Origin of the sequence: Actinoalloteichus caeruleus DSM 43889 (assembly GCF_000429185.2) — a bacterium.
Classification (GTDB): domain Bacteria; phylum Actinomycetota; class Actinomycetes; order Mycobacteriales; family Pseudonocardiaceae; genus Actinoalloteichus_B; species Actinoalloteichus_B caeruleus.
On record NZ_AUBJ02000001.1, the window covers coordinates 5,297,362 to 5,315,807 of the forward strand.

Below are 18,446 nucleotides of genomic sequence, written 5' to 3' on the forward strand. Positions count from 1 at the left end.
GGGAGGTTCGACGCGTGAAGAAGATCCTCAACGATCCCTCGACCGTGGTGACCGACGCGCTCCGAGGTCTGGCCCTGGCTCATCCCGAGCTGCTCAGGGTGAGCACCGACCCCGCCGTGGTCACCCGGGTGGAGCCGACCCCGCCGGGCGCCGTCGCGGTCGTGTCCGGAGGCGGCTCGGGGCACGAACCGCTGCACTCCGGGTTCGTCGGCCCGGGCATGTTGGCGGCCGCCTGCCCCGGCCCGGTGTTCACCTCACCCACCCCCGACCAGGTGGTCGCCGCGGTGCGGGAGGTGGAGGCGGGCGGGGGCGCGCTGCTCGTGGTGAAGAACTACACGGGCGATGTGCTCAACTTCGAGACGGCCGCCGAGCTGCTCGAGGCCGAGGGCGTCGAGGTGCGGACGGTGGTGGTCGACGACGACGTGGCCGTCACGGACTCCTCCTTCACCGCGGGGCGGCGGGGAGTGGGGGGAACCGTCCTCGTCGAGAAGATCGTCGGTGCGGCCGCCGCCCGGGGGGACTCCCTCGACCGGTGCGCCGAGATCGCGGGCCGGGTGAACTCCCAGGTGCGGTCGATGGGGCTGGCGCTGTCGCCCTGCGTCGTGCCCCACGTCGGCCGGCCCAGTTTCGAGTTGGGCGAGGACGAGATCGAGATCGGGATCGGCATCCACGGTGAACCGGGGCGGGAGCGCATCCCGCTCGAACCCGCGGACGGCCTGGTCCGCCGGCTCCTGGAGCCCGTGCTCGACGACCTGCCGTTCGCCTCGGGGGACGAGGTCCTGCTGTTCACCAACTCGATGGGCGGAACTCCCCCGCTGGAGCTGTACCTGGCCCACGGGATCGCCGAACGCCTGCTCGCCGAACGGGGGATCAGGGTGCGCCGCAGCCTGGTCGGCCCCTACGTGACCAGCCTTGAGATGCGGGGCATCAGCGTGAGCGTGCTCCGGTTGGACGACGAACTGACCGCGCTGTGGGACGCCCCCGTGCGCACCACCGCGCTGAACTGGGGGTCCTGATGGGGTGCGGGGTGGACGAGGTGGTGGCGGCCTTCCACCGGGTCGCCGAGGTGATCACCGCGCACCGCGACGAACTGGTCGACCTCGACCGGGCGATCGGGGACGGTGATCACGGCGAGAACCTCACCCGAGGCTTCACCGCGGTCCGCGCGAGCTTGGACGAGGGTGAGCACGGCAGTCCCGCCGAGGTGCTCAAACTGGTGGCCAGCACCCTGATCTCCACGGTCGGTGGCGCCGCCGGCCCCCTCTACGGCACGGCCCTGCTCCGAGCCGCCAAGGCGGTGCCCGACCGGGTGGAACTCGGCCCCGAGGACGTCGCCGCCGCGCTCGCCGCCGCCCTGGAGGGCGTCGTCGCCAGGGGACGCGCGGAGGCGGGCGACAAGACCATGGTGGACGCGCTGGTCCCGGCGGTCGCGGCGGCGGAACGGGCGGTCGGCGACGGCGGGGACACCCGAGCCGTGCTGGCCGCCGCCTCCGCCGCGGCCGAGACCGGCGCGCGGGAGACCGCCCCCCTCGTCGCCAGGAAGGGACGGGCGTCCTACCTGGGAGAACGCAGCGCCGGTCATCTCGACCCCGGTGCGCGCTCGACCGCCCTGGTGCTGGGCGCGTTCGCCTCGCCCGGCCCCAGCCCCAGCCGAACCCCGGGGAAGGAGTGCGAGGGATGAGAGTGGCGGTGGTCCTCGTGTCCCACAGCCGGGCACTGGCGGAGGGACTGGCCGAACTCGCCGGCCAGATGGCACCGGACGTGCGGCTGGAGGCCGTGGGCGGGCTGCCGGGAGGAGGCCTGGGCACCGACTTCGACGCGGTCTCCACGGCCGTCGCGGACGCCGACCAGGGGGCCGGCCTCGTCGTGCTCTACGACCTGGGCAGCGCCCGGATGACCGCCGAGCTGGCGGCGGAGAGCGTGGGCGATCCAGACCGGGTCCTGCTCGTCGACGCGCCCTTCGTGGAGGGCGCCGTTGCCGCCGCCGTGGCCGCCCAGAACGGCGGCGAACTCGCCACGGTCGGCGCGGCGGCGGTGGCGGCGGCACCCGGCCCGGAAGCGCGGGGACCGGCCCTCACCGGGCCGGCGGCCGAAGGGGCGGTCGAGACCGCTGAGGTCCGGGCCGAGACGTTCGTTCTGCGCAACGAGGTCGGGCTCCACGCGCGGCCCGCCGCCCTGCTCACCAGGAGCATCGCCGGCCTGGACGCGGACGTGCGGGTGCGCTTCGGTGACGGGGAGGTGGACGCCGCCAGCGTGCTGGCCCTGATGGGACTCGGCGCCGGCCGGGGGGACACCGTGACCGTGTCGGCCACCGGACCGGACGCCGAGACCGCGCTGAGGCGGGTGACGGACCTGGTCGAGCGGAACTTCGACGAGTGAACCGCGCCGATCCGCCGAGGGAGTCGACGCGAGGTCATCCGAGGGGGAACCGTCCGACGCACGCCTACGCGCCGGGCCGGGAGCAGGTCGCTCAGCCGAGGTCAGCCGCAGCATCCCCCGCCGCAGCAGCCTCCCCCGGCCGGCGTCGCAGCGGCGGCCCCGGCCGGCGCTGCGCCGCCCCCTCGGGCCAGGGCCACCGTCGAGAGGAGTTTCACGGTGTCGTCGTGACCCACCGGGCAGCGAGCCGGGTCGGAGGCGGCGCTCATCGGCCGCTGGACCTCGAAGGTCGTGGCGCACTCACGGCAGCGGAACTCGTAGCTGGGCACGCCGCCATCATCGCAGAACGGAGCCGGTCGAGGCTCCTGCCGGCGTCCCCGCCCCTCAGCCGGTCACGGTGGCCGAGGACTCGGTGCGGGCGCCGGGGCGACTACCGTGGTCGTCCGTGCCGCGCCGCAACCGATCCCCGAAGTCCGCCGTCCGAGGTCGGGCCACCGCCGCGCGCCCGTTGTCGGCGGGGGTGGGGTCCGCCCAGCGGGTCTCCGGGCCCGACGGTGACTGGATGGTGCGCACCGTTCCCGGTTCCCAGGCGGTGAAGACCTACCGGTGCCCGGGCTGCGACCACGAGATCCGCGCCGGCATCCCCCACGTGGTGGCCTGGCCCGCCGACGAGTACGGCAGCGCCGAGGAACGTCGGCACTGGCACAACGGGTGCTGGCAGGCGCGCGGCAGGCGGGGCCCGACCCGGCGGTGGTGGTAGGGAACGGGTGTTCGTGACCCGTGTCCCGGTGGCCCGGATCACCCCGGCCACCGCGGCCGGTGATGGCACGATCGAGTGTTGATGAGTACACAGATCCGGGCGGGCACGGTACTGCCCGCACGCCGGGAGCCGCTCACCCTGCACACCGCCGACGACCTGCGCCTGGTCGGGGAGCTCGCGATGCCCGAGCGGAGGGCCCCGGTGGCGACGCTGGTCTGCCTGCACCCGCTGCCCACCCACGGCGGGATGATGGATTCGCACGTCTACCGCAAGGCCGCCTGGCGGTTGCCCGCGCTCGCCGACATCGCGGTGCTGCGGTTCAACACGAGGGGAACGGAGAGCGCGGCGGGGCGGAGCGAGGGCGAGTTCTCCCACGGGGACGCCGAGCGGCACGACGTGGTCGCGGCCCTGGAGTACGCCGAGTTCGAGGACCTGCCCAACGTCTGGTTGCTGGGCTGGTCCTTCGGTACCGACCTCGCGCTCATGCACGGCTGCGACCCGCTGGTGCGGGGTGCGATCCTGCTGTCCCCGCCCCTCCGGTACAGCCGCGAGGAGCACCTGCGGGTGTGGGCCGAGTCGGGCAAGCCGGTGCACGCGCTCGTGCCCGAGTTCGACGACTACCTGCGCCCGCCCGCCGCCCACGAGCGCTTCCAGGCGATCCCCGGGGCCAGGGTGGTGCCCTTCGAGGGAGCCAAGCACCTCTGGGTCGGTCGCGCCGACGACGTCCTCGACGAAATCGTCTCCATCGTGGCCCCGGACGTGCCGACCCCACTGCCCCGCAGCTGGGACGGGCCGTACGAGACCCACCAGTTCACCGTCCACCAGTCCTGACCCGCCCGTCGGATCGGCCGCTCCGGTCGCTGCGTCCGCGTCGCCGGGGGGAGGATGGCCGGCGTACCGACGGAAGGGACCGAGGATGACACCGCCCCTGGTGCTGCTGCACGCCTTCCCCGTGGACGCCCGGATGTGGGGCGGCGTCCGCCCGCTGCTCGGGCCCGGCCGGCGGGTGTTCGCCCCCGACCAGCGGGGACTGGGCGGTCGCCCCCTGACCCGGGACGGCGACGTGCCCCAGCCCGATCTCGACGTCGTCGCCGACGACGTCCTCGCCGAGCTGGATGCCCAGGGGGTCAGGCGCGTCGTGGTGGGTGGCTGTTCGATGGGCGGTTACGTGGCGATGGCGCTGCTGCGGCGTGCCCCGGGGCGGGTCGCCGGTCTGGTGCTGGTGGGCACGCGGGCCGGCGCCGACGGTCCCGAACAGCGCGCCAACCGGCTGCGGGTGGCGGACCGGCTCGAACGCGAGGGCGCGACCGGCTGGTCGGCCGAGTCGGCCGTGGAGGGACTGCTCGGGCCGACCACGCGGGCGTCCCGGCCGGAGGTGGTCCGCGCGGTCCGGGGTTGGGCGCGCGAGCAGTCGCCGGCCGGCGTGGCGTGGGCGCAGCGGGCCATGGCGTCTCGGCGGGACTCGCGCGCGCTGCTGGCCGCCGCCACGGTGCCAGTGCTCGTCGTGGCGGGCCAGGAGGACGGCGTGGTCCCCGTCGGTGAGCACCGCGCCCTGGCGGGAGACATCGCGGGCTCCGCGCTGCGGGTGGTGCCGGGAGCCGGGCACCTCGCCCCCGTCGAGGACCCGGTCGGTTTCGCCGGATGCCTCGTCCCGTGGCTCGACGAGGTGGCGTCGGCGGGGGAGTGAGGCGTTCCTCCGACCAGGGAACTCCCACCCGCCTCGGGTGGTGTGCTCGTCGACGGCCCCCGGTGGTGGTCGCCGCCGCTGGGAGGTGGGAACGCACGGAACGGATGGTCGGGCCTGGGGGCGGGCGGTGGGAGGAGGACCTCCAGCTGGCGCGCTCGGAACGCCGCGAGGGGCCCCGGAACCGGGACCCCTCGCGGTGGTGGTGCGGCCTGTCGCGCGGCTACTGCTGCTTGGGAGCGGGCAACACGGTGGTCTCATCCCCGTGCCCCTGGCTCGCCTCGGCTCCCTGCTCCTCGGCGGGCTGCTGCTCCGGTTCCCGCTCGTCCTCCGGCGTGGGCAACCGCATGATCCTGGTGCCGTCGTCCGAGGTCACCGCCGCGTCGGCGTCGGAGCTCCCGGTGGCCGGGGTGGCCGGCTCCTCCCCGGTGGCCCGCTCGTCCTCGGCCCGGGGGATCGCCATCACCGTGGTGCCCTCGTTGTCCGCACCGGCCCCGTCGGCCGGCGTGGCCTCGGCGCCGGTGGCCGTCTCCGCCGCGACCTGGTCGTTCGCTGGGGGTGGGGCCGGCGTCTCCTGGGTCACCTGTGCGTCGGTGGCCTGCTGGGGGGCCGGGGGCGCCGGCGGGTGGGGCTGTTCCAACCGCACCTGCGAGACCGCGTCCTGCGGAGCGGAGGGCACGTTCACCGGCACCGACGCCGACTGGTCCCAGACCCGGGTCCGCTGGTGGGGGTGGCGCTGGATGACCGTCTCCTCCGCCCCGTTGTGCTGCTGGTGCGGCGGCTGCTTGGCGGGCGCCCAGCCGGGCACCGGCGGGCCGGCGGGCACCGGGTGGAAGTGGGGCCGGGGGAAGTGCTGCGTGGGCGGGTCGTGACGTGACTGCGAACCGGCCGGCAGCGCGGGCGGCTCGACCGGCTGCTGGTCCTCGTCGGCGAGGTCGAGCAGGGGGCCGGCCTCGACGAAGACCGCCCGGATCGCCTTGAGCTGCTGGGCCAGCCGGCCTCGCGTCTGGCGCAGGGTGTCGACCTGGCGCTGGGCCTGGCCGATCCGCCGGTTGGCCTCCTCCGTGGCCTCCCGCACTCGGCGGTGCGCCTCGTTCGTGCTCTCCTGGAGCCGCCGGTTGGCCTCCTCGGTGGCCTCCCTGACCCGCCGCTCGGCCTCCGCCTTGCTGTGGGCCTCCTGCTCGGCCAGCGTGCGCATCGCCTCGTTGCGGCGGGACGACATCGCCATCTCGAAGTCGTCCTCGACCTGCTTGCGCCGGGCGTCGGCCTCGGCGTCGGCTGCCTGGCGGGTCTGCTCGGCCTGCCGCAGGTACTCCTGGGCGTCGTGCTCGCCCTTCTGCCGGATCGCCTCGCCCTCCTGGCGGAGCCGCTGGGCCTCCGCCTCGCCCTGCCGGCGGATGTTCTCGGCGTCCTGCCGAATGCGGTCCGCGTCGGCCTCCCCCTGCTGGAGGACCTCCTGCGCGGCGGCACGGATGCGCTCACCCTCCTGGTTGGCCTTGTCCAGGGTGGCGCGGTGCTCCGCCTCCATCTCGGCGCGACGCGTGTCGTTCTCGGCGATGAGCCGCTCGTACTGGTTCCGGAGGCCGGTGGCCTCCTTCTCGGCCTTGGCCTGCATCTCGGCCGCGTCGGTCTCGGCGCGGGCGCGGATCTCGTTGGCCTCCTCCTGCGCCAGCCGGAGCATTCGCTGGAGGCGTTCGCTCATCCCCTCCAGACTGGTGGGGGGCTGGCTCATCCGCTCCAGTTGGGAGTGGAGGCTCTCGATCTCGGAGCGGGCCGCCTCCAACTGGCGGGCCAGGTCGCCCGCCTGCGACAGGGCCGCGTTCCGGTCGGCCGCGAGGATGCGGAGATCGGCGTCCAACCGCTCGAGGTGCTCGTCGACCTGAGCGCGGTCGTAACCACGTTTGGCGACGTCAAAGCCGGAGCCAAGGGGTAGTAGGTCACGGTCGTCGGCAAGGCCCATGAGTGTCACGCTACCTGGATGGCCGGAGGGTTCGGGGTATCTCCCCGCCATTGTGGTTCACGTGTCCCGAGTTCGCCGGACGACGAGACCGCACGGGTTGACCGGTTGGCCAACCAAGGCGCATCCTGGGGTAGTTCCTGCAGGAACGGAGGTGGAGACCATGACTGGAAAGTGGTCACGTTGGCAGGACTGGGCAGCGTTCGCGCTCGGTGTCTACACGGTCATCTCGACCATCTGGCTGGACGTCACCGCGGGCACGGCGTGGACCATGATCGTGCTCGGCGCGCTGCTGGCGATCAGCGGTCTGTGGTCGCTCTCGGCGCCCGGTTCGGTCGCCAGCGAGTGGACCCACATGCTCTTCGGGGTCCTGTTGTTCCTGGCGCCCTGGGTCATCGGGTACACGGACCAGGGCGGCGCGGCGTGGACCTCGTGGATCGTGGGTGTGCTGGCGGTCCTGGTGAGCGCGGCGGCGCTGCCCGAGGCGAACACCGCTCACCGGGGGGTGATGGCCCACTGAGTGGATGCCGCCGGCCACACCGGCGGCGGTGTCCCCGCGCCCGGCGTGCCCATAACGTGTCCAGTGCCGAGAAGGCGGACCCGTTGTGGGCACGACCGGCGTATGGGGAGGGACAACGGTGAGCGTGGCGGACGCGGCGGCAGGCTCGACGAGGAGCGGCAGGGTGCGGCGGACAGGCCAGCGGGACGGTGTCGGGGCGCGGGAGCGCATCCTGACCGCCGCCGGCGAGCTGTTCGCCGAATCGGGTTTCGACGCCACGCCCACCTCGCGGATCGCCGAACGGGCGGAGGTCCCCAAGGGGCTGGTGCACTACTACTTCCGCCGCAAGCAGGACCTGCTGGCGGCCCTCATCGAACGCCTGCCAGACGTGCGGGTGGACCTGACCTCGGTCGTCGTCCCCGGGGACGTCGCCACCAGCCTGCGCCAGTTGGTGGCCGCGCTCGACCGAGGTCTCGACGCGTCACCGCTGCTGTCCCACCTGCTCTGGCGGGAGACCGACACCCATCCGGCCGTCCGGGACGCGCTGGATGCGCGGCTGCGCGGGATCGTCTCCCAGATCCGGGAGGTGCTCATCGCCGCGCGGGAAGCGACCGGGGGCCGGCGGCGGAGACGGCGCTCGTCGGGGAGGGAAGGGTCGGGGCCCGGGAGGGGAGCGACGACATCGAGAGCGCGGCGGCGTTGCTGGCGCTGGCGGTCAGCTACCGCCACTCGGTGGCCCGGCACACCCAGCCGGCGGACGTGCTGGACCGGGAGTTGGACTTCGTCGCGCGGGCGCTGGAAAGCGGGTGAACACCGAGCGCGGAGAGGGGACGCGCCCGGTCGGCCGTCGGGCGGTCCCGTCCGGGGTGCGCGGTCCTCGTCGGCACGCCGGCGGTCCAGGCCGGACGGAGTAGGTCACTGATCGAGGTGGAGTAGTGGTGGCCGCCCGGCCCTGGGCCGTTCGAGTGAGGTCCTGCTGGGGCGCATGGTGAAATATTCACGTTGCATGCACGATTCGTGTCCGAAGCCCACGTCAGGTGGGCCGCTCGGACGGAGTAGTCATGCGCATACCGAGTACCGGACGTGATCCCGCCGCCAGGTGGCGGAGACGAACGACGGCCGTCGCGCTGGTGGCCCTGCTGCCCGTGACCGCCTCCGGAGCGGCCGACGGTGAGGAGGGGGCCGGCACCACCGTCACCCTCCCCGGCCTCTCCGAGGAAGTGGAGATCCTCGTCGACGAGTGGGGGATCCCGCACATCTTCGCCGCCAACACCGACGACCTCTACCTGGCGCAGGGGTTCAACGCGGCCCGCGACCGGCTCTTCCAGATCGACCTGTGGCGGAAACGCGGACTCGGCGAGCTGTCCTCGGACCTGGGGCCCGACTACGTCGAACAGGACAGGGCCGCCCGGCTCTTCCTCTACGACGGCGACATGGAGGCCGAGTGGGCGAGCTACGGACCGGACGCCGAACGCACCGTGACGGCCTTCGTCACCGGGATCAACGCCTACGTCGACTGGCTGGAGGAGAACCCCGACCAGCTCCCACCCGAGTTCGCCGAACTCGGGTACGAGCCCTCCCGGTGGGCCCCGGAGGACGTCGTCCGGATCCGCAGCCACGGGCTCACCAGGAACCTCACCAGTGAGGTCGCCCGGGCGCGCGTCGCGTGCGCCGAGGGCACCGACGCCGACCTGGTGCGCCGTGGCCTCGAACCGGACTGGACCACCGAGGTCCCCGACGGGCTCGACCCCTGCGCCATCGGGGACGAGGTGCTCGACACGTTCCGGTTGGCAACCAGCGGGGTCGCGTTCTCCGACGGGGAGGTGCGGGTCCTCGAGGCGGAGGACCCGACCGTGGTGGGCAGCAACAACTGGGTGGTCGCGCCCGAACGGACGAGCACCGGGCGCCCGATCCTCGCCAACGACCCGCACCGCGCCTACTCCGCCCCGGCCCTCCGGTACGTCACGCACCTGTCCGCACCCGGGCTGGACGTGATCGGCGCCGGTGAGCCCGCACTGCCCGGCGTGTCCATCGGGCACAACGGCACCGCGGCCTTCGGCCTGACGATCTTCTCCATCGACCAGGAGGACCTCTACGTCTACGAACTCGATCCCGCCGACCACGACCGGTACCGCTACGGGGACGGGTGGGAACGCGTGGAGGTCGAGGAACAGCGGATCGAGGTCGCCGGAGAGGACGCGGTGACCGTCGAGACGCGGCACACCCGGCACGGTCCCCTCATCCACGTCGACGAGGACCGCGACCTCGGGTACGCGGTGCGAACGGCGTGGAGCGAACCGGGGATGTCCCCCTACCTCGGCAGCCTCGCCTACCAGGGGGCCCGGAGCTTCGACGAGTTCGAGGAGGCGATGCGGACGTGGGGAGCGCCGACGGAGAACCAGGTGTACGCCGACGTCTCCGGTGAGATCGGTTGGGTGCCCGGCGGCCTCGCGCCGGAACGCTCCGGCTACGACGGTCTGCTGCCCGTCCCGGGAGACGGCCGCTACGAGTGGACGGGTTTCCACGACGGGGCCGAGCTGCCGCGTTCGCGCAATCCCGCCGAGGGGTACGTGGCGACCGCCAACGAGATGAACCTGCCACCGGACTTCCCGCACGAGGAGTACGGGCTGGGGTACGAGTGGACCAACCCGTTCCGGTTCCAGCGCATCACCGAGGTGCTCGCCCAGGACACCGACCACGGTCTGGCCGACTCGGCCGCCCTCCAGCTCGACCAGCTGTCCCTGCCCGCGCGACGGATCACCGCGCTGCTGCCCGGGCTGGAGCCCGGGGACGCGATCACCAGCCGAGCCCGCGACCTCCTCGTCGGGTGGGACCACGTGGAGACCGCGGACTCGGGCCCGGCGGCCCTGTTCGAGGTGTGGTTGTCCCGGCACCTCGGTCCGGAGTTCGTCCGCCTGGCCGCTCCGGAGGCAGCGGAGATCATCGAACAACCCGACACCCTGGTGTTGGTGGAGGAGCTGGAGAACCCGGGCCGCTGGCTCGACCAGGAGGAACGCGACGAGCTGCTGCTCACCACGCTGCGCGCGGCCTACCGGGAGACCGGTGAGCTGTTGGGCGGCAACGACCGGCGGTGGGAGTGGGGGCGGTTGCAGCACACGCTCTTCGCGCACCCCGTCGGACGGGGCGGCGCGGAAGACGACCCGGCCAGCCTCGACGTGGGGCCCTTCCCCCGGGGCGGCTCCAAGGACACCGTGAACCAGTCCTCCTACCGGGTCTCCGACTTCCGCCAGACCAACGGCCCGTCGTTCCGCATGGTCCTCGACGTCGGCGAGTGGGACCGCTCCCTCGTGATCAACGGGCCAGGCCAGTCCGGTGACCCGGACAGCCCGCACTACCGCGACCACGCCGAGCCGTGGCGCGACGGCGAGTTCGTCCCCCTGCTCTACAGCCGGGCCGAGATCGAACGGCACGTGGGCGAACGGATCGTCCTGCTGCCCGGCTGAGCCCGGTCCCGCCCTGGGGTGAGCGGCGGCCCGTGGGAGGTGCGGTTCCACCGCCGGTCACCCCGGTCACGGGCCGGTCCCGCCGGTCCGGTTTCCTCCTGCTGGGTGATTTCCGGACCGGATCGCCGACGGGGCTCGCACCGACCGGCCCGCCGTACGGGTGACGGCCCTTCCCCGGTGGTCGGACGGGGAGGGGCCCCAGGCGGGTGCCGCCGCGCCCTCCCCGGTCACGGGAGCGCGGACTTGGGAGGTTCGACGAGTTCGATCAGGACACCCCCGGCCGCCTTCGGGTGGACGAAGTTGATGCGCGAACCCCCGGTGCCCCGCCTGGCCTCCTCGTAGAGGAGGCGGACGCCCTTGTGGCGCAGCGCCGTGCTGATCGCGTCGATGTCCCACACCCGGTAGGCCAGTTGTTGCAGGCCCGGGCCCCGCCGGTCGAGGAAGGACGCGATCGGCGAGTCCGCGCTGAGCGGGGCCAGCAGTTGGAGCGCCGCGCCGTCCCCCGCGTCCCCCGCCGCCCTGAGCATCGCCTCCCTGGTGCCCTGTTCCTCGTTCGACTCGATGTGCACCACCCTGAGACCAAAGGTGTCGCGGTAGAAGGCGATGGCCTCCTCGAGGTCGGCGACGGCGACACCGACGTGGTCGATGGCGGTGACGAACTGGCTGAGTTCCTCCGGCATTCCAGGAGGGTATGTGGCGCGGATCTCGATTACGGTGCCAGTGTGACCTTCTCGATCGTCGCCAGGGACCCGGTGACCGGTGAACTGGGCGCCGCCGTCGCCAGCGGTGTCCTCGCCATCGGCTCGAGGGCGCTCGCCGTCGAACCAGGGCTGGCGGCGGTGGTCGTGCAGGGCGCCGCGGGCGCCGACCAGCTCCACGCCGTCCTCGACCGGCTCCGCGAGGGGAACGAGCCGGAAGAGGCGGTGCGCGCGGCTGGGCTCAGCGCGGAGATGCAGTGCGGTGTCGTCACCCCGTCGGAGAGCACCAGTTGGACCGGCGACGCCTGCCCCGGTGCCGCCGGAGGCGTCGCGCTGCCCGAGGTCGCCGTCCAGGGCAACCTGCTGACCTCCACGGAGGTGTGGGAGGCGGCCCGCGAGACCTTCCACACCACCACCGGTCCGCTGCACCGCCGACTCGTCGCCTCGCTCCGCGCCGGGCAGCAGGCCGGGGGCGACGCCCGGGGGCAGCAGTCCGTGGCGCTCGTCGTCCGCGCCGCCGGGGGGACCGAACCGCTGCCGCTGGACCTCAGGGTCGACGACCACCGCGACCCGCTGCGCGAACTCGGCCGTCTCCTGGACGTCCACCACGCCCACGACCTGATCGCCAGCGGCTCGTCCGTGCTGCACGAGGACATCGACATGGCGCGCCGCCTCGTCGACGCCTCGGCCCGGTTGCCCGGCGACGCCCTGCTGGCCGGCTGGGCGGCGGTCGGCGCCTTGGTGCACGGCCTGCCGGAGGCGGCGCTGCTGGTGAACGCGGCCCGCTCGCAGACCCCGAGGTTCGCCGCGCTCTGCGCCCTGCGCGCCTCCCACGGGGGGCCGCTGGCCCCCGCCTGGAACAAGCTGGCCGAACTGGGCTGAGGCGGGGCCGTTCCCTCGGGCCGGCCGCCCCTCGCCGTGGCCACGAGCCCGTCCGCCGTTGCCGTTCCCCGGCTTCCGGCCGTACCCCGGCCACCCCTCCCCCGAGGCGCGCACCAACGGGGCCGGCCCCACCCGGTGCGCCCACCGCCCCCGTGACGACATGTGTGGTCGCCGTCACCCCTCGTCGGTCCTGGCGGGGCCGGTAGGGTCCGGATCAGTCGTAGGCGGAGGAACGAGGGAGAACATCCGTGACCGGTTCCGTCATCGTCGCCGGAGCCCGCACCCCGATCGGGCGGCTGCTGGGTTCGCTCAAGGATCAGTCCGCCGCCCAGCTGGGCGGCGTCGCCATCAGGGCCGCGTTGGACCGGTCGGGAGTGACCCCCGACCAGGTCCAGTACGTGATCATGGGACAGGTGCTCACCGCGGGAGCCGGGCAGATCCCCGCCCGGCAGGCGGCGGTCGCCGCGGGCATCCCGATGGACGTGCCCGCCCTGACCATCAACAAGGTCTGCCTCTCGGGGCTCGACGCCATCGCCCTGGCCGACCAACTCATCCGAGCCGGTGAGTTCGACGTGGTGGTGGCCGGCGGGCAGGAGTCGATGTCCCAGGCACCCCACCTCCTGCCGAACTCCCGGACCGGGACGAAGTACGGGGACGCCGTGCTCCGCGACCACATGGCCCACGACGGCCTCTTCTGCGCCTTCGACCAGGTGGCGATGGGGGAGTCGACCGAGCGGTACAACTCCCGGTACGGCCTGGCCCGCGCCGAGCAGGACGCCTTCGCGGCGGCCTCGCACCAGCGCGCCGCCGCCGCCACCGCCGCCGGGGTCCTCGCCGAGGAGATCGTCCCCGTCGAGCTCCCGGGACGTCGGGGCGCACCGGGCGTGGTCGTCGATCGTGACGAGGGCATCCGCCCGGACACCACCGCCGAGGGCCTCGCGGCGCTGCGGCCGGCCTTCGCCACCGACGGGACCATCACGGCGGGCTCCGCCTCCCAGATCTCCGACGGGGCGGCGGCCGTGGTGGTCATGAGCCGGGCCAGGGCGGAGGAGCTCGGCCTGGAGTGGATCGCCGAGATCGGCCCGCACGGGGTGGTCGCCGGCCCGGACGCCAGCCTCCACGAACAGCCTTCCCGGGCGATCGCGGCCGCCTGCCGGCGAGCCGGTGTCACCCCGGCCGATCTCGACCTCGTCGAGATCAACGAGGCGTTCGCGGCGGTGGGCCTGGTATCGGCGAGGGAGCTCGGCGTGGACCTGGACCGGGTCAACGTCAACGGGGGTGCCATCGCCCTCGGCCACCCGATCGGGATGTCCGGTGCCCGACTGGTCCTCCACCTGGCGCTCGAACTCCGGCGGCGCGGTGGCGGCCTCGGCGCCGCCGGTCTCTGCGGCGGGGGCGGGCAGGGGGACGCGTTGCTGCTGCGCGTCCCGGAGGCGGACCGGGCCGAGCGATGAGCCACGCCGAGGTGGACGACCTGGTCCAGCGGGCGCGCGCGGGACAGTCGAGGGCACTGGGTCGGCTCATCTCCCTGGTGGAGGACGCCAGCCCTCGGCTGCGGGACGTGGCGGCCGAGCTCACGCCCCACACGGGACACGCCCGAGTGATCGGGCTGACCGGTCCACCGGGAGTGGGGAAGTCCACGTCCACCTCGGCGCTGGTCACGGCCCTGCGAGCCCAGGGGAGGACGGTGGGGGTCTTGGCTGTCGACCCCTCCTCCCCCTTCTCCGGTGGTGCGCTCCTGGGTGACCGGGTCCGCATGCAGGACCACGCGCTGGACCCGGGGGTGTTCATCCGCTCGATGGCGACGCGAGGTCACCTCGGCGGGCTCGCCTGGGCCACGCCGCAGGCGCTGCGCGTCCTCGACGCCGCCGGCTTCGACGTCATCCTCGTCGAGACGGTGGGCGTCGGGCAGTCGGAGGTCGACGTCATCTCCCTGGCGGACACCACCCTGGTCCTGCTGGCTCCCGGCATGGGCGACGGCATCCAGGCGGCGAAGGCGGGCATCCTCGAGGTCGCGGACGTGTTCGTGGTCAACAAGGCCGACCGTGAGGGCACCGACCAGACCGTCCGCGAGCTCAAGCACATGATCTCCCTGGGCCGCCGGGAGAAGGAGGGGCCGAGTTGGCGTCCGCCGATCGTGCGGACCGTCGCATCCCGGGCGGAGGGGATGACCGAGCTCGTCGCGGCTGTCGACGAACACCACGACTGGATGCGGGAACACGGAGAGCTCAGTGCCCGGCGGCGGCGGCGAGCCGCCAGTGAGGTCGAGGCGATCGCGGTCGAGGAGTTGCGGGGCCGGCTGGGGGATGTGCGGGGCGGCTCCGCGCTGGTCGACCTCGCCGACCGGGTGCTGGCCGGGCGGACCGACCCCTACACGGCGGCGGACGAGCTGGTCGCGGGCCTGCGGCCACGGCGATGAGCCGCCCGCGCGTTCCGGACGTGTGACATCCCGGTTCCGGCCGGACCGAAGACGCGAACGGGCCGGCCGGGCGGTGCTCACCGGCGGGTGGCGGCGGTAGCCGCCCTGCTCAGATCCGCGGTCGAGCACCCGCTCACCCTCGCTTGCGCGGGGCTTACGCCATCGGCTCGAGGCCGAGCGTGTCGGCTACGGCTCACCCCCGCTTGCGCGGGGCTTACGTGACCTGGCCGTTGCCGACGAACGCGTTCACCGGCTCACCCCCGCTTGCGCGGGGCTTACTGCGCCGGGTCGGGGACCACGTCCACGTCGCCCGGCTCACCCCCGCTTGCGCGGGGCTTACATCGTCGCCTCCCAGCGTCCGGGGGCGATGGTCGGCTCACCCCCGCTTGCGCGGGGCTTACGGCACCGTCACGGCCTGCCCCTCGAAGGCGTCCGGCTCACCCCCGCTTGCGCGGGGCTTACCCTTCGCGACCAGCGCGAATGGAGTGCCGTTATCATTTCTTGACCTTGCGGCCTCGATGATCAGCCTACTCCCGCTCAGTCCCGTCGCGTGGTGGCACGCCGCCCAGAACGGATCGTCGCCGGCGCGGCCAGTCGGCTGCTCCTCCACCATCGTCCACGTCGCCCCTTGTTCCCGGTGCTCGTTCACGAGCTCACGGCGTCGTGCTCCTGGCCGACGGGTGCCACCCACTCCATGACCGTCGTGGAACCGGCGGCCGGACCCGGGTGCGGCGTCCTCCCGTCCTCGACCGTCCGGGCCCGTGCCAGGTCGTTCCTCCTGCCCACGACGGGTAACCAGTCCAGGCTCGCGAGCGGGTCCGCGACGCGCAGCGCGGGGTCGTCCATCGCGAAGGTCCTGGCCGGTCCGGGCCCGGTCGTCCTGGTCTCGAACCGCACCGTCACCCTGCCGACCCCCGCTCCCTGCACCCACCCGTGCCCGTGCTCGGGGTGGCGGACGTCGTCACCCGCCGCCCAACCACGGCCGCCACGGTCACGACCGCCCGGGAGCGGGGCCGTGTCCGGTCGAGGGGTGGGTCCGGCGTCGGTCGCCTCGTCCGGTCCGGTCTCCTCGTCCGGGTGCGGCTCCGGGCCGGCGGTTGGCGGCGCGGGGAACAGGGACTCCTGCTCCGCCGTCGTCAGCCCAGCCAGGGACACCCCCACCAACCGGACAGGTGTGCCGGGAGGAACGGCGGAGCTCACCAGTCGTCGGGCCATCGCGGAGAGCGACGACAGGTCCGAGGTGGCGGCGCGGACGGTCTCCGAACGGCTGACGGTGGCGAAGTCCGCGCTGCGGACCTTCACCGTCACCGTCCTGGCGGCGCGGTGCGAGCGCACCAGCCTCTGGTGCGCGGCGCTCGTCATCGAGACGGCCGCGCTCTCCAGCGCGCCGCCGTCCACCAGGTCCGTGTCGAAGGTCGTCTCGGCGCTGACCTGCTTCACCTCGGCACGTTCCGCCACCGGCCTGGGATCCCTGCCGTGGGCGAGGTCGTGCAGCTCCCGGCCGACGGCCGTCCCGAGCAGCGCGGTGACGGTGGCGGGATCGAGGTCGGCGAACTCACCGAGCGTCTGCACCCCGATCCGCCGCAACTTGCCCTCGGAGACCGGGCCGATCCCCCACAGCGCCCGGACCGGAAGATCACGCAGTACCGCGCGTTGCTCCTCCGGAGTTACCACGAGCAGACCGTCGGGCTTGGCCAGATCCGAGGCGATCTTGGCCACCGACTTGCCCGAGCCGGCCCCGATCGAGGCCACCATGCCCACCTCGGAGTGGATGCGGGCACGCAGCTCGGCCAGGACGCGGCGCACCTCGTCGGCCTGGGCCCCGGCCAGCGAGCCGGGTTCGATGAACGCCTCGTCCAGCGAGACCTGCTCCGCCACCGGGCTGAACCGGCGCACCAGGTCGAAGACCCGGGCGCTGACGGCCTGGTAGACGGTGAAGCGAGGCGGGATGACGGTCGCCACCGGGCAGAGCCGCCTGGCGTGGGCCATCGACATCGCCGACCGCGCGCCGTAGGCCCGGGCCTCGTAACTCGCTCCCGCCACGGTGCCCCGAGGCCCCGCACCGCCGACCAGCACGGGCGACTCCCGGAGGGTGGGGCGGGTCAGCTGCTCGACGGAGGAGAAGAACGCGTCCATGTCGAGGTGCGCCACCCACCGCCCGCTCCCGCTCGCCGTCACCACCGGTCCATTACACCCCCTGACCCCGACGGTGCCCCTCGAACGGGCCGGGCGGATCGATCCGGGGACGTGCCGGGCGGGTTGGTTTCGGCGGTGCTCCGAGGTGCGCGCCGGCCGGTGCCGGTCGCGTCGCGCCGCTCCGTTGGAAGGGGCGGGCGCGTTCCCGTCCGGGGGTGTCGGCCGCGCCCGGTCTCAGTCCTCGGGGGGAGGTGGCGTCTCCCCTGAGCCTCGGGGGATCAGCCGCACCGGCAGGACGACCCGTTGCGGCGGTGAACCGTCCCCCGCCATCCGGGAGAACAGCAGCTCCGCGCCCGTTCGTCCCAACTCTGGCACGTCCTGGCTGATGACCGTGATCGGTGGAGCCATCAGGTCGGCCAGCTCGAAGTCGTCGAAGCCGACCAGGGCGGGGCGGTGGGAACGGCCTCGGAGGGCGCGCAGCAGACCGACGGTGATCCGGTTGTTGCCGGCGATGACCGCTGTCGCCCTGGCCGCGCCGCCGCTGATGCGGGAGAGGCCGCAGGTCAGCGTGGTCTCGTCGTGCGGCCCCATGAAGACGAGCCGTTCGTCGAAGGGGAGGCCGGCTGAGGCGTGCCCCTCCCGGTAGCCGCGCACCCGTTCGCCCGCCGTGTAGATGTGGGGCGAGTCCCCGAAGAACGCGATCCGCCGGTGGCCGTGCCGCACCAGGTGGGCCACCGCCTCGGCGACACCGCCCTGGTTGTCCACCAACACGGTGTCGGCGGCGATGTCCCCCGGCGGCCGGTCCAGGAACACGATGGGGGTGCCCGCCCGCATCTCCGGTACGAGGTAGCCGTGCTGGACCCCGGAGGGGACCAGCAACATCCCGTCGACCCGGCGGGAGCAGAACTCCAACGCCAGTTCGCGCTCCCGGACGTGGCTCTCGTCGGAGGAACCGGCGAGGACCTGGTGGTCGTGTTTCCTCGCCACCTCCTCGACCGCTCTCGTCACCTGGGAATAGAAGGGGTTGGCCACGTCCTCCAGCAACAGGCCGAGTGTTCCCGTCGCCGAGCCGCGACGCAGATTCCGGGCACCGAGATTACGGCGGAATCCGAGTTGATCGATTGCCGACAGGACGATTTCCGCGGTGGACGGATGTACTCCGGGCTCGTTGTTCACCACCCGGGAAACGGTTTTGATGCTCACGTCGGCCAGTCGTGCCACGTCGTTCATGGTCGCACGTCGGTGGCGTCGTAATCCCTCGGGCAAGGTCGTCACAGCTAGCTCATCTCACCCGGTAGACGCTTCGCTGTCAACAGTTCGACGGATCATCGGCCGGCTGGGCCCATTCCCGGCGACCGTTTACGCCAATAGCACAGCTTTATCGATTAAGTAGCTCCCGGGTTATGGCTGAGTGGGGCCTGAAGGGAAACCTCGCATTGCGTCAAGTCGTCACGCCAGCGGGTCGGAGAAAGTAGGGCGGTCAGCCGAATTCGTCCGACCCTGTCCTCGATAGCGGGAGCAATGTCGCCGGCCGGGGCGGGCCGACGGCGACCCGGTCGCCCGGTGACGTG

The 18,446-nt window shown here is 73.3% G+C and carries 17 protein-coding genes and 1 CRISPR repeat array; of the genes, 12 read left to right on the forward strand and 5 right to left on the reverse strand.

The window, feature by feature from the left end:
* Positions 1 to 14 precede the first annotated feature (14 nt).
* Genes dhaK through dhaM form a run of 3 tightly spaced genes read left to right on the forward strand, consistent with a single transcriptional unit; the run spans position 15 to position 2,379 of the window.
* On the forward strand, positions 15 to 1,016 hold the full coding sequence (gene dhaK / locus G443_RS21590; protein ID WP_026418606.1) for a dihydroxyacetone kinase subunit DhaK: 1,002 nt from the start codon (positions 15 to 17) through the stop codon (positions 1,014 to 1,016).
* Entirely contained in the window at positions 1,016 to 1,681 is a 666-nt protein-coding gene (gene dhaL / locus G443_RS21595; RefSeq protein ID WP_051313901.1) for a dihydroxyacetone kinase subunit DhaL, read from the forward strand. The genes dhaK and dhaL overlap by 1 nt, the downstream gene beginning before the upstream one ends.
* A complete protein-coding gene (dhaM, locus tag G443_RS21600) occupies positions 1,678 to 2,379 on the forward strand; it encodes a dihydroxyacetone kinase phosphoryl donor subunit DhaM (protein ID WP_026418605.1) in 702 nt (233 codons plus the stop codon). The genes dhaL and dhaM overlap by 4 nt, the downstream gene beginning before the upstream one ends.
* A 101-nt stretch (positions 2,380 to 2,480) precedes the next feature.
* Here the strand turns inward: dhaM and G443_RS21605 are convergent, their stop codons facing one another.
* Positions 2,481 to 2,705, reverse strand: a complete 225-nt coding sequence (locus G443_RS21605) for an FmdB family zinc ribbon protein (protein WP_081715388.1) — start codon at positions 2,703 to 2,705, stop codon at positions 2,481 to 2,483.
* A gap of 116 nt (positions 2,706 to 2,821) precedes the next feature.
* Here G443_RS21605 and G443_RS21610 point away from each other — a divergent pair, with 116 nt between their 5' ends.
* The 3 genes from G443_RS21610 to G443_RS21620 all read left to right on the forward strand — a co-directional run bounded on the left by G443_RS21610 (position 2,822) and on the right by G443_RS21620 (position 4,823).
* On the forward strand, positions 2,822 to 3,136 hold the full coding sequence (locus tag G443_RS21610; protein ID WP_026418604.1) for an Rv1322 family protein: 315 nt from the start codon (positions 2,822 to 2,824) through the stop codon (positions 3,134 to 3,136).
* 81 nt (positions 3,137 to 3,217) lie between these two features.
* The gene (locus tag G443_RS21615) at positions 3,218 to 3,967 is read left to right on the forward strand and encodes an alpha/beta hydrolase (RefSeq protein ID WP_026418603.1); all 750 of its coding nucleotides are present in this window, start codon (positions 3,218 to 3,220) and stop codon (positions 3,965 to 3,967) included.
* Positions 3,968 to 4,052: 85 nt separating this feature from the next.
* On the forward strand, positions 4,053 to 4,823 hold the full coding sequence (locus G443_RS21620; RefSeq protein ID WP_026418602.1) for an alpha/beta fold hydrolase: 771 nt from the start codon (positions 4,053 to 4,055) through the stop codon (positions 4,821 to 4,823).
* 220 nt (positions 4,824 to 5,043) lie between these two features.
* Here the strand turns inward: G443_RS21620 and G443_RS21625 are convergent, their stop codons facing one another.
* Positions 5,044 to 6,780: a chromosome segregation protein gene (locus tag G443_RS21625; protein ID WP_245588769.1), complete on the reverse strand. Its 1,737-nt coding sequence runs from the start codon at positions 6,778 to 6,780 to the stop codon at positions 5,044 to 5,046.
* A gap of 160 nt (positions 6,781 to 6,940) precedes the next feature.
* Between G443_RS21625 and G443_RS21630 the strand changes: the two genes are divergently transcribed.
* From G443_RS21630 to G443_RS21640, 3 genes are all read left to right on the forward strand, one after another.
* Complete coding sequence (locus tag G443_RS21630) at positions 6,941 to 7,297, forward strand: SPW repeat protein (protein WP_030105491.1); 357 nt, start codon at positions 6,941 to 6,943, stop codon at positions 7,295 to 7,297.
* Between the two features lie 163 nt (positions 7,298 to 7,460).
* Complete coding sequence (locus G443_RS21635) at positions 7,461 to 8,198, forward strand: TetR/AcrR family transcriptional regulator (RefSeq protein WP_372492996.1); 738 nt, start codon at positions 7,461 to 7,463, stop codon at positions 8,196 to 8,198.
* Positions 8,199 to 8,337: 139 nt separating this feature from the next.
* Positions 8,338 to 10,740: a penicillin acylase family protein gene (locus G443_RS21640; protein WP_051313883.1), complete on the forward strand. Its 2,403-nt coding sequence runs from the start codon at positions 8,338 to 8,340 to the stop codon at positions 10,738 to 10,740.
* Positions 10,741 to 10,967: 227 nt separating this feature from the next.
* On the opposite strand, the gene mce is transcribed toward G443_RS21640, so the two are convergent.
* Positions 10,968 to 11,420 (reverse strand): methylmalonyl-CoA epimerase, encoded by a 453-nt coding sequence (gene mce, locus G443_RS21645; protein WP_026418598.1) that lies wholly within the window; start codon positions 11,418 to 11,420, stop codon positions 10,968 to 10,970.
* A 42-nt stretch (positions 11,421 to 11,462) separates the two neighbouring features.
* On the opposite strand from mce, the gene G443_RS21650 reads away from it, so the two are divergent.
* From G443_RS21650 to meaB, 3 genes are all read left to right on the forward strand, one after another.
* Positions 11,463 to 12,320: a DUF1028 domain-containing protein gene (locus G443_RS21650; RefSeq protein ID WP_051313882.1), complete on the forward strand. Its 858-nt coding sequence runs from the start codon at positions 11,463 to 11,465 to the stop codon at positions 12,318 to 12,320.
* Between the two features lie 248 nt (positions 12,321 to 12,568).
* Entirely contained in the window at positions 12,569 to 13,774 is a 1,206-nt protein-coding gene (locus G443_RS21655) for an acetyl-CoA C-acetyltransferase (protein WP_026418597.1), read from the forward strand.
* Positions 13,771 to 14,739, forward strand: coding sequence for a methylmalonyl Co-A mutase-associated GTPase MeaB (gene meaB / locus G443_RS21660; protein ID WP_026418596.1), 969 nt, complete (start codon positions 13,771 to 13,773; stop codon positions 14,737 to 14,739). The genes G443_RS21655 and meaB overlap by 4 nt, the downstream gene beginning before the upstream one ends.
* Before the next feature lie 129 nt (positions 14,740 to 14,868).
* A CRISPR array of direct repeats spans positions 14,869 to 15,201; the repeat unit is 29 nt; unit sequence CGGCTCACCCCCGCTTGCGCGGGGCTTAC.
* 183 nt (positions 15,202 to 15,384) lie between these two features.
* On the opposite strand, the gene G443_RS21665 is transcribed toward meaB, so the two are convergent.
* A complete protein-coding gene (locus G443_RS21665; protein ID WP_103056293.1) occupies positions 15,385 to 16,920 on the reverse strand; it encodes a DNA polymerase IV in 1,536 nt (511 codons plus the stop codon).
* Positions 16,921 to 17,109: 189 nt separating this feature from the next.
* A complete protein-coding gene (locus tag G443_RS21670) occupies positions 17,110 to 18,105 on the reverse strand; it encodes a LacI family DNA-binding transcriptional regulator (protein ID WP_026418595.1) in 996 nt (331 codons plus the stop codon).
* Between the last annotated feature and the right edge of the window lie 341 nt (positions 18,106 to 18,446).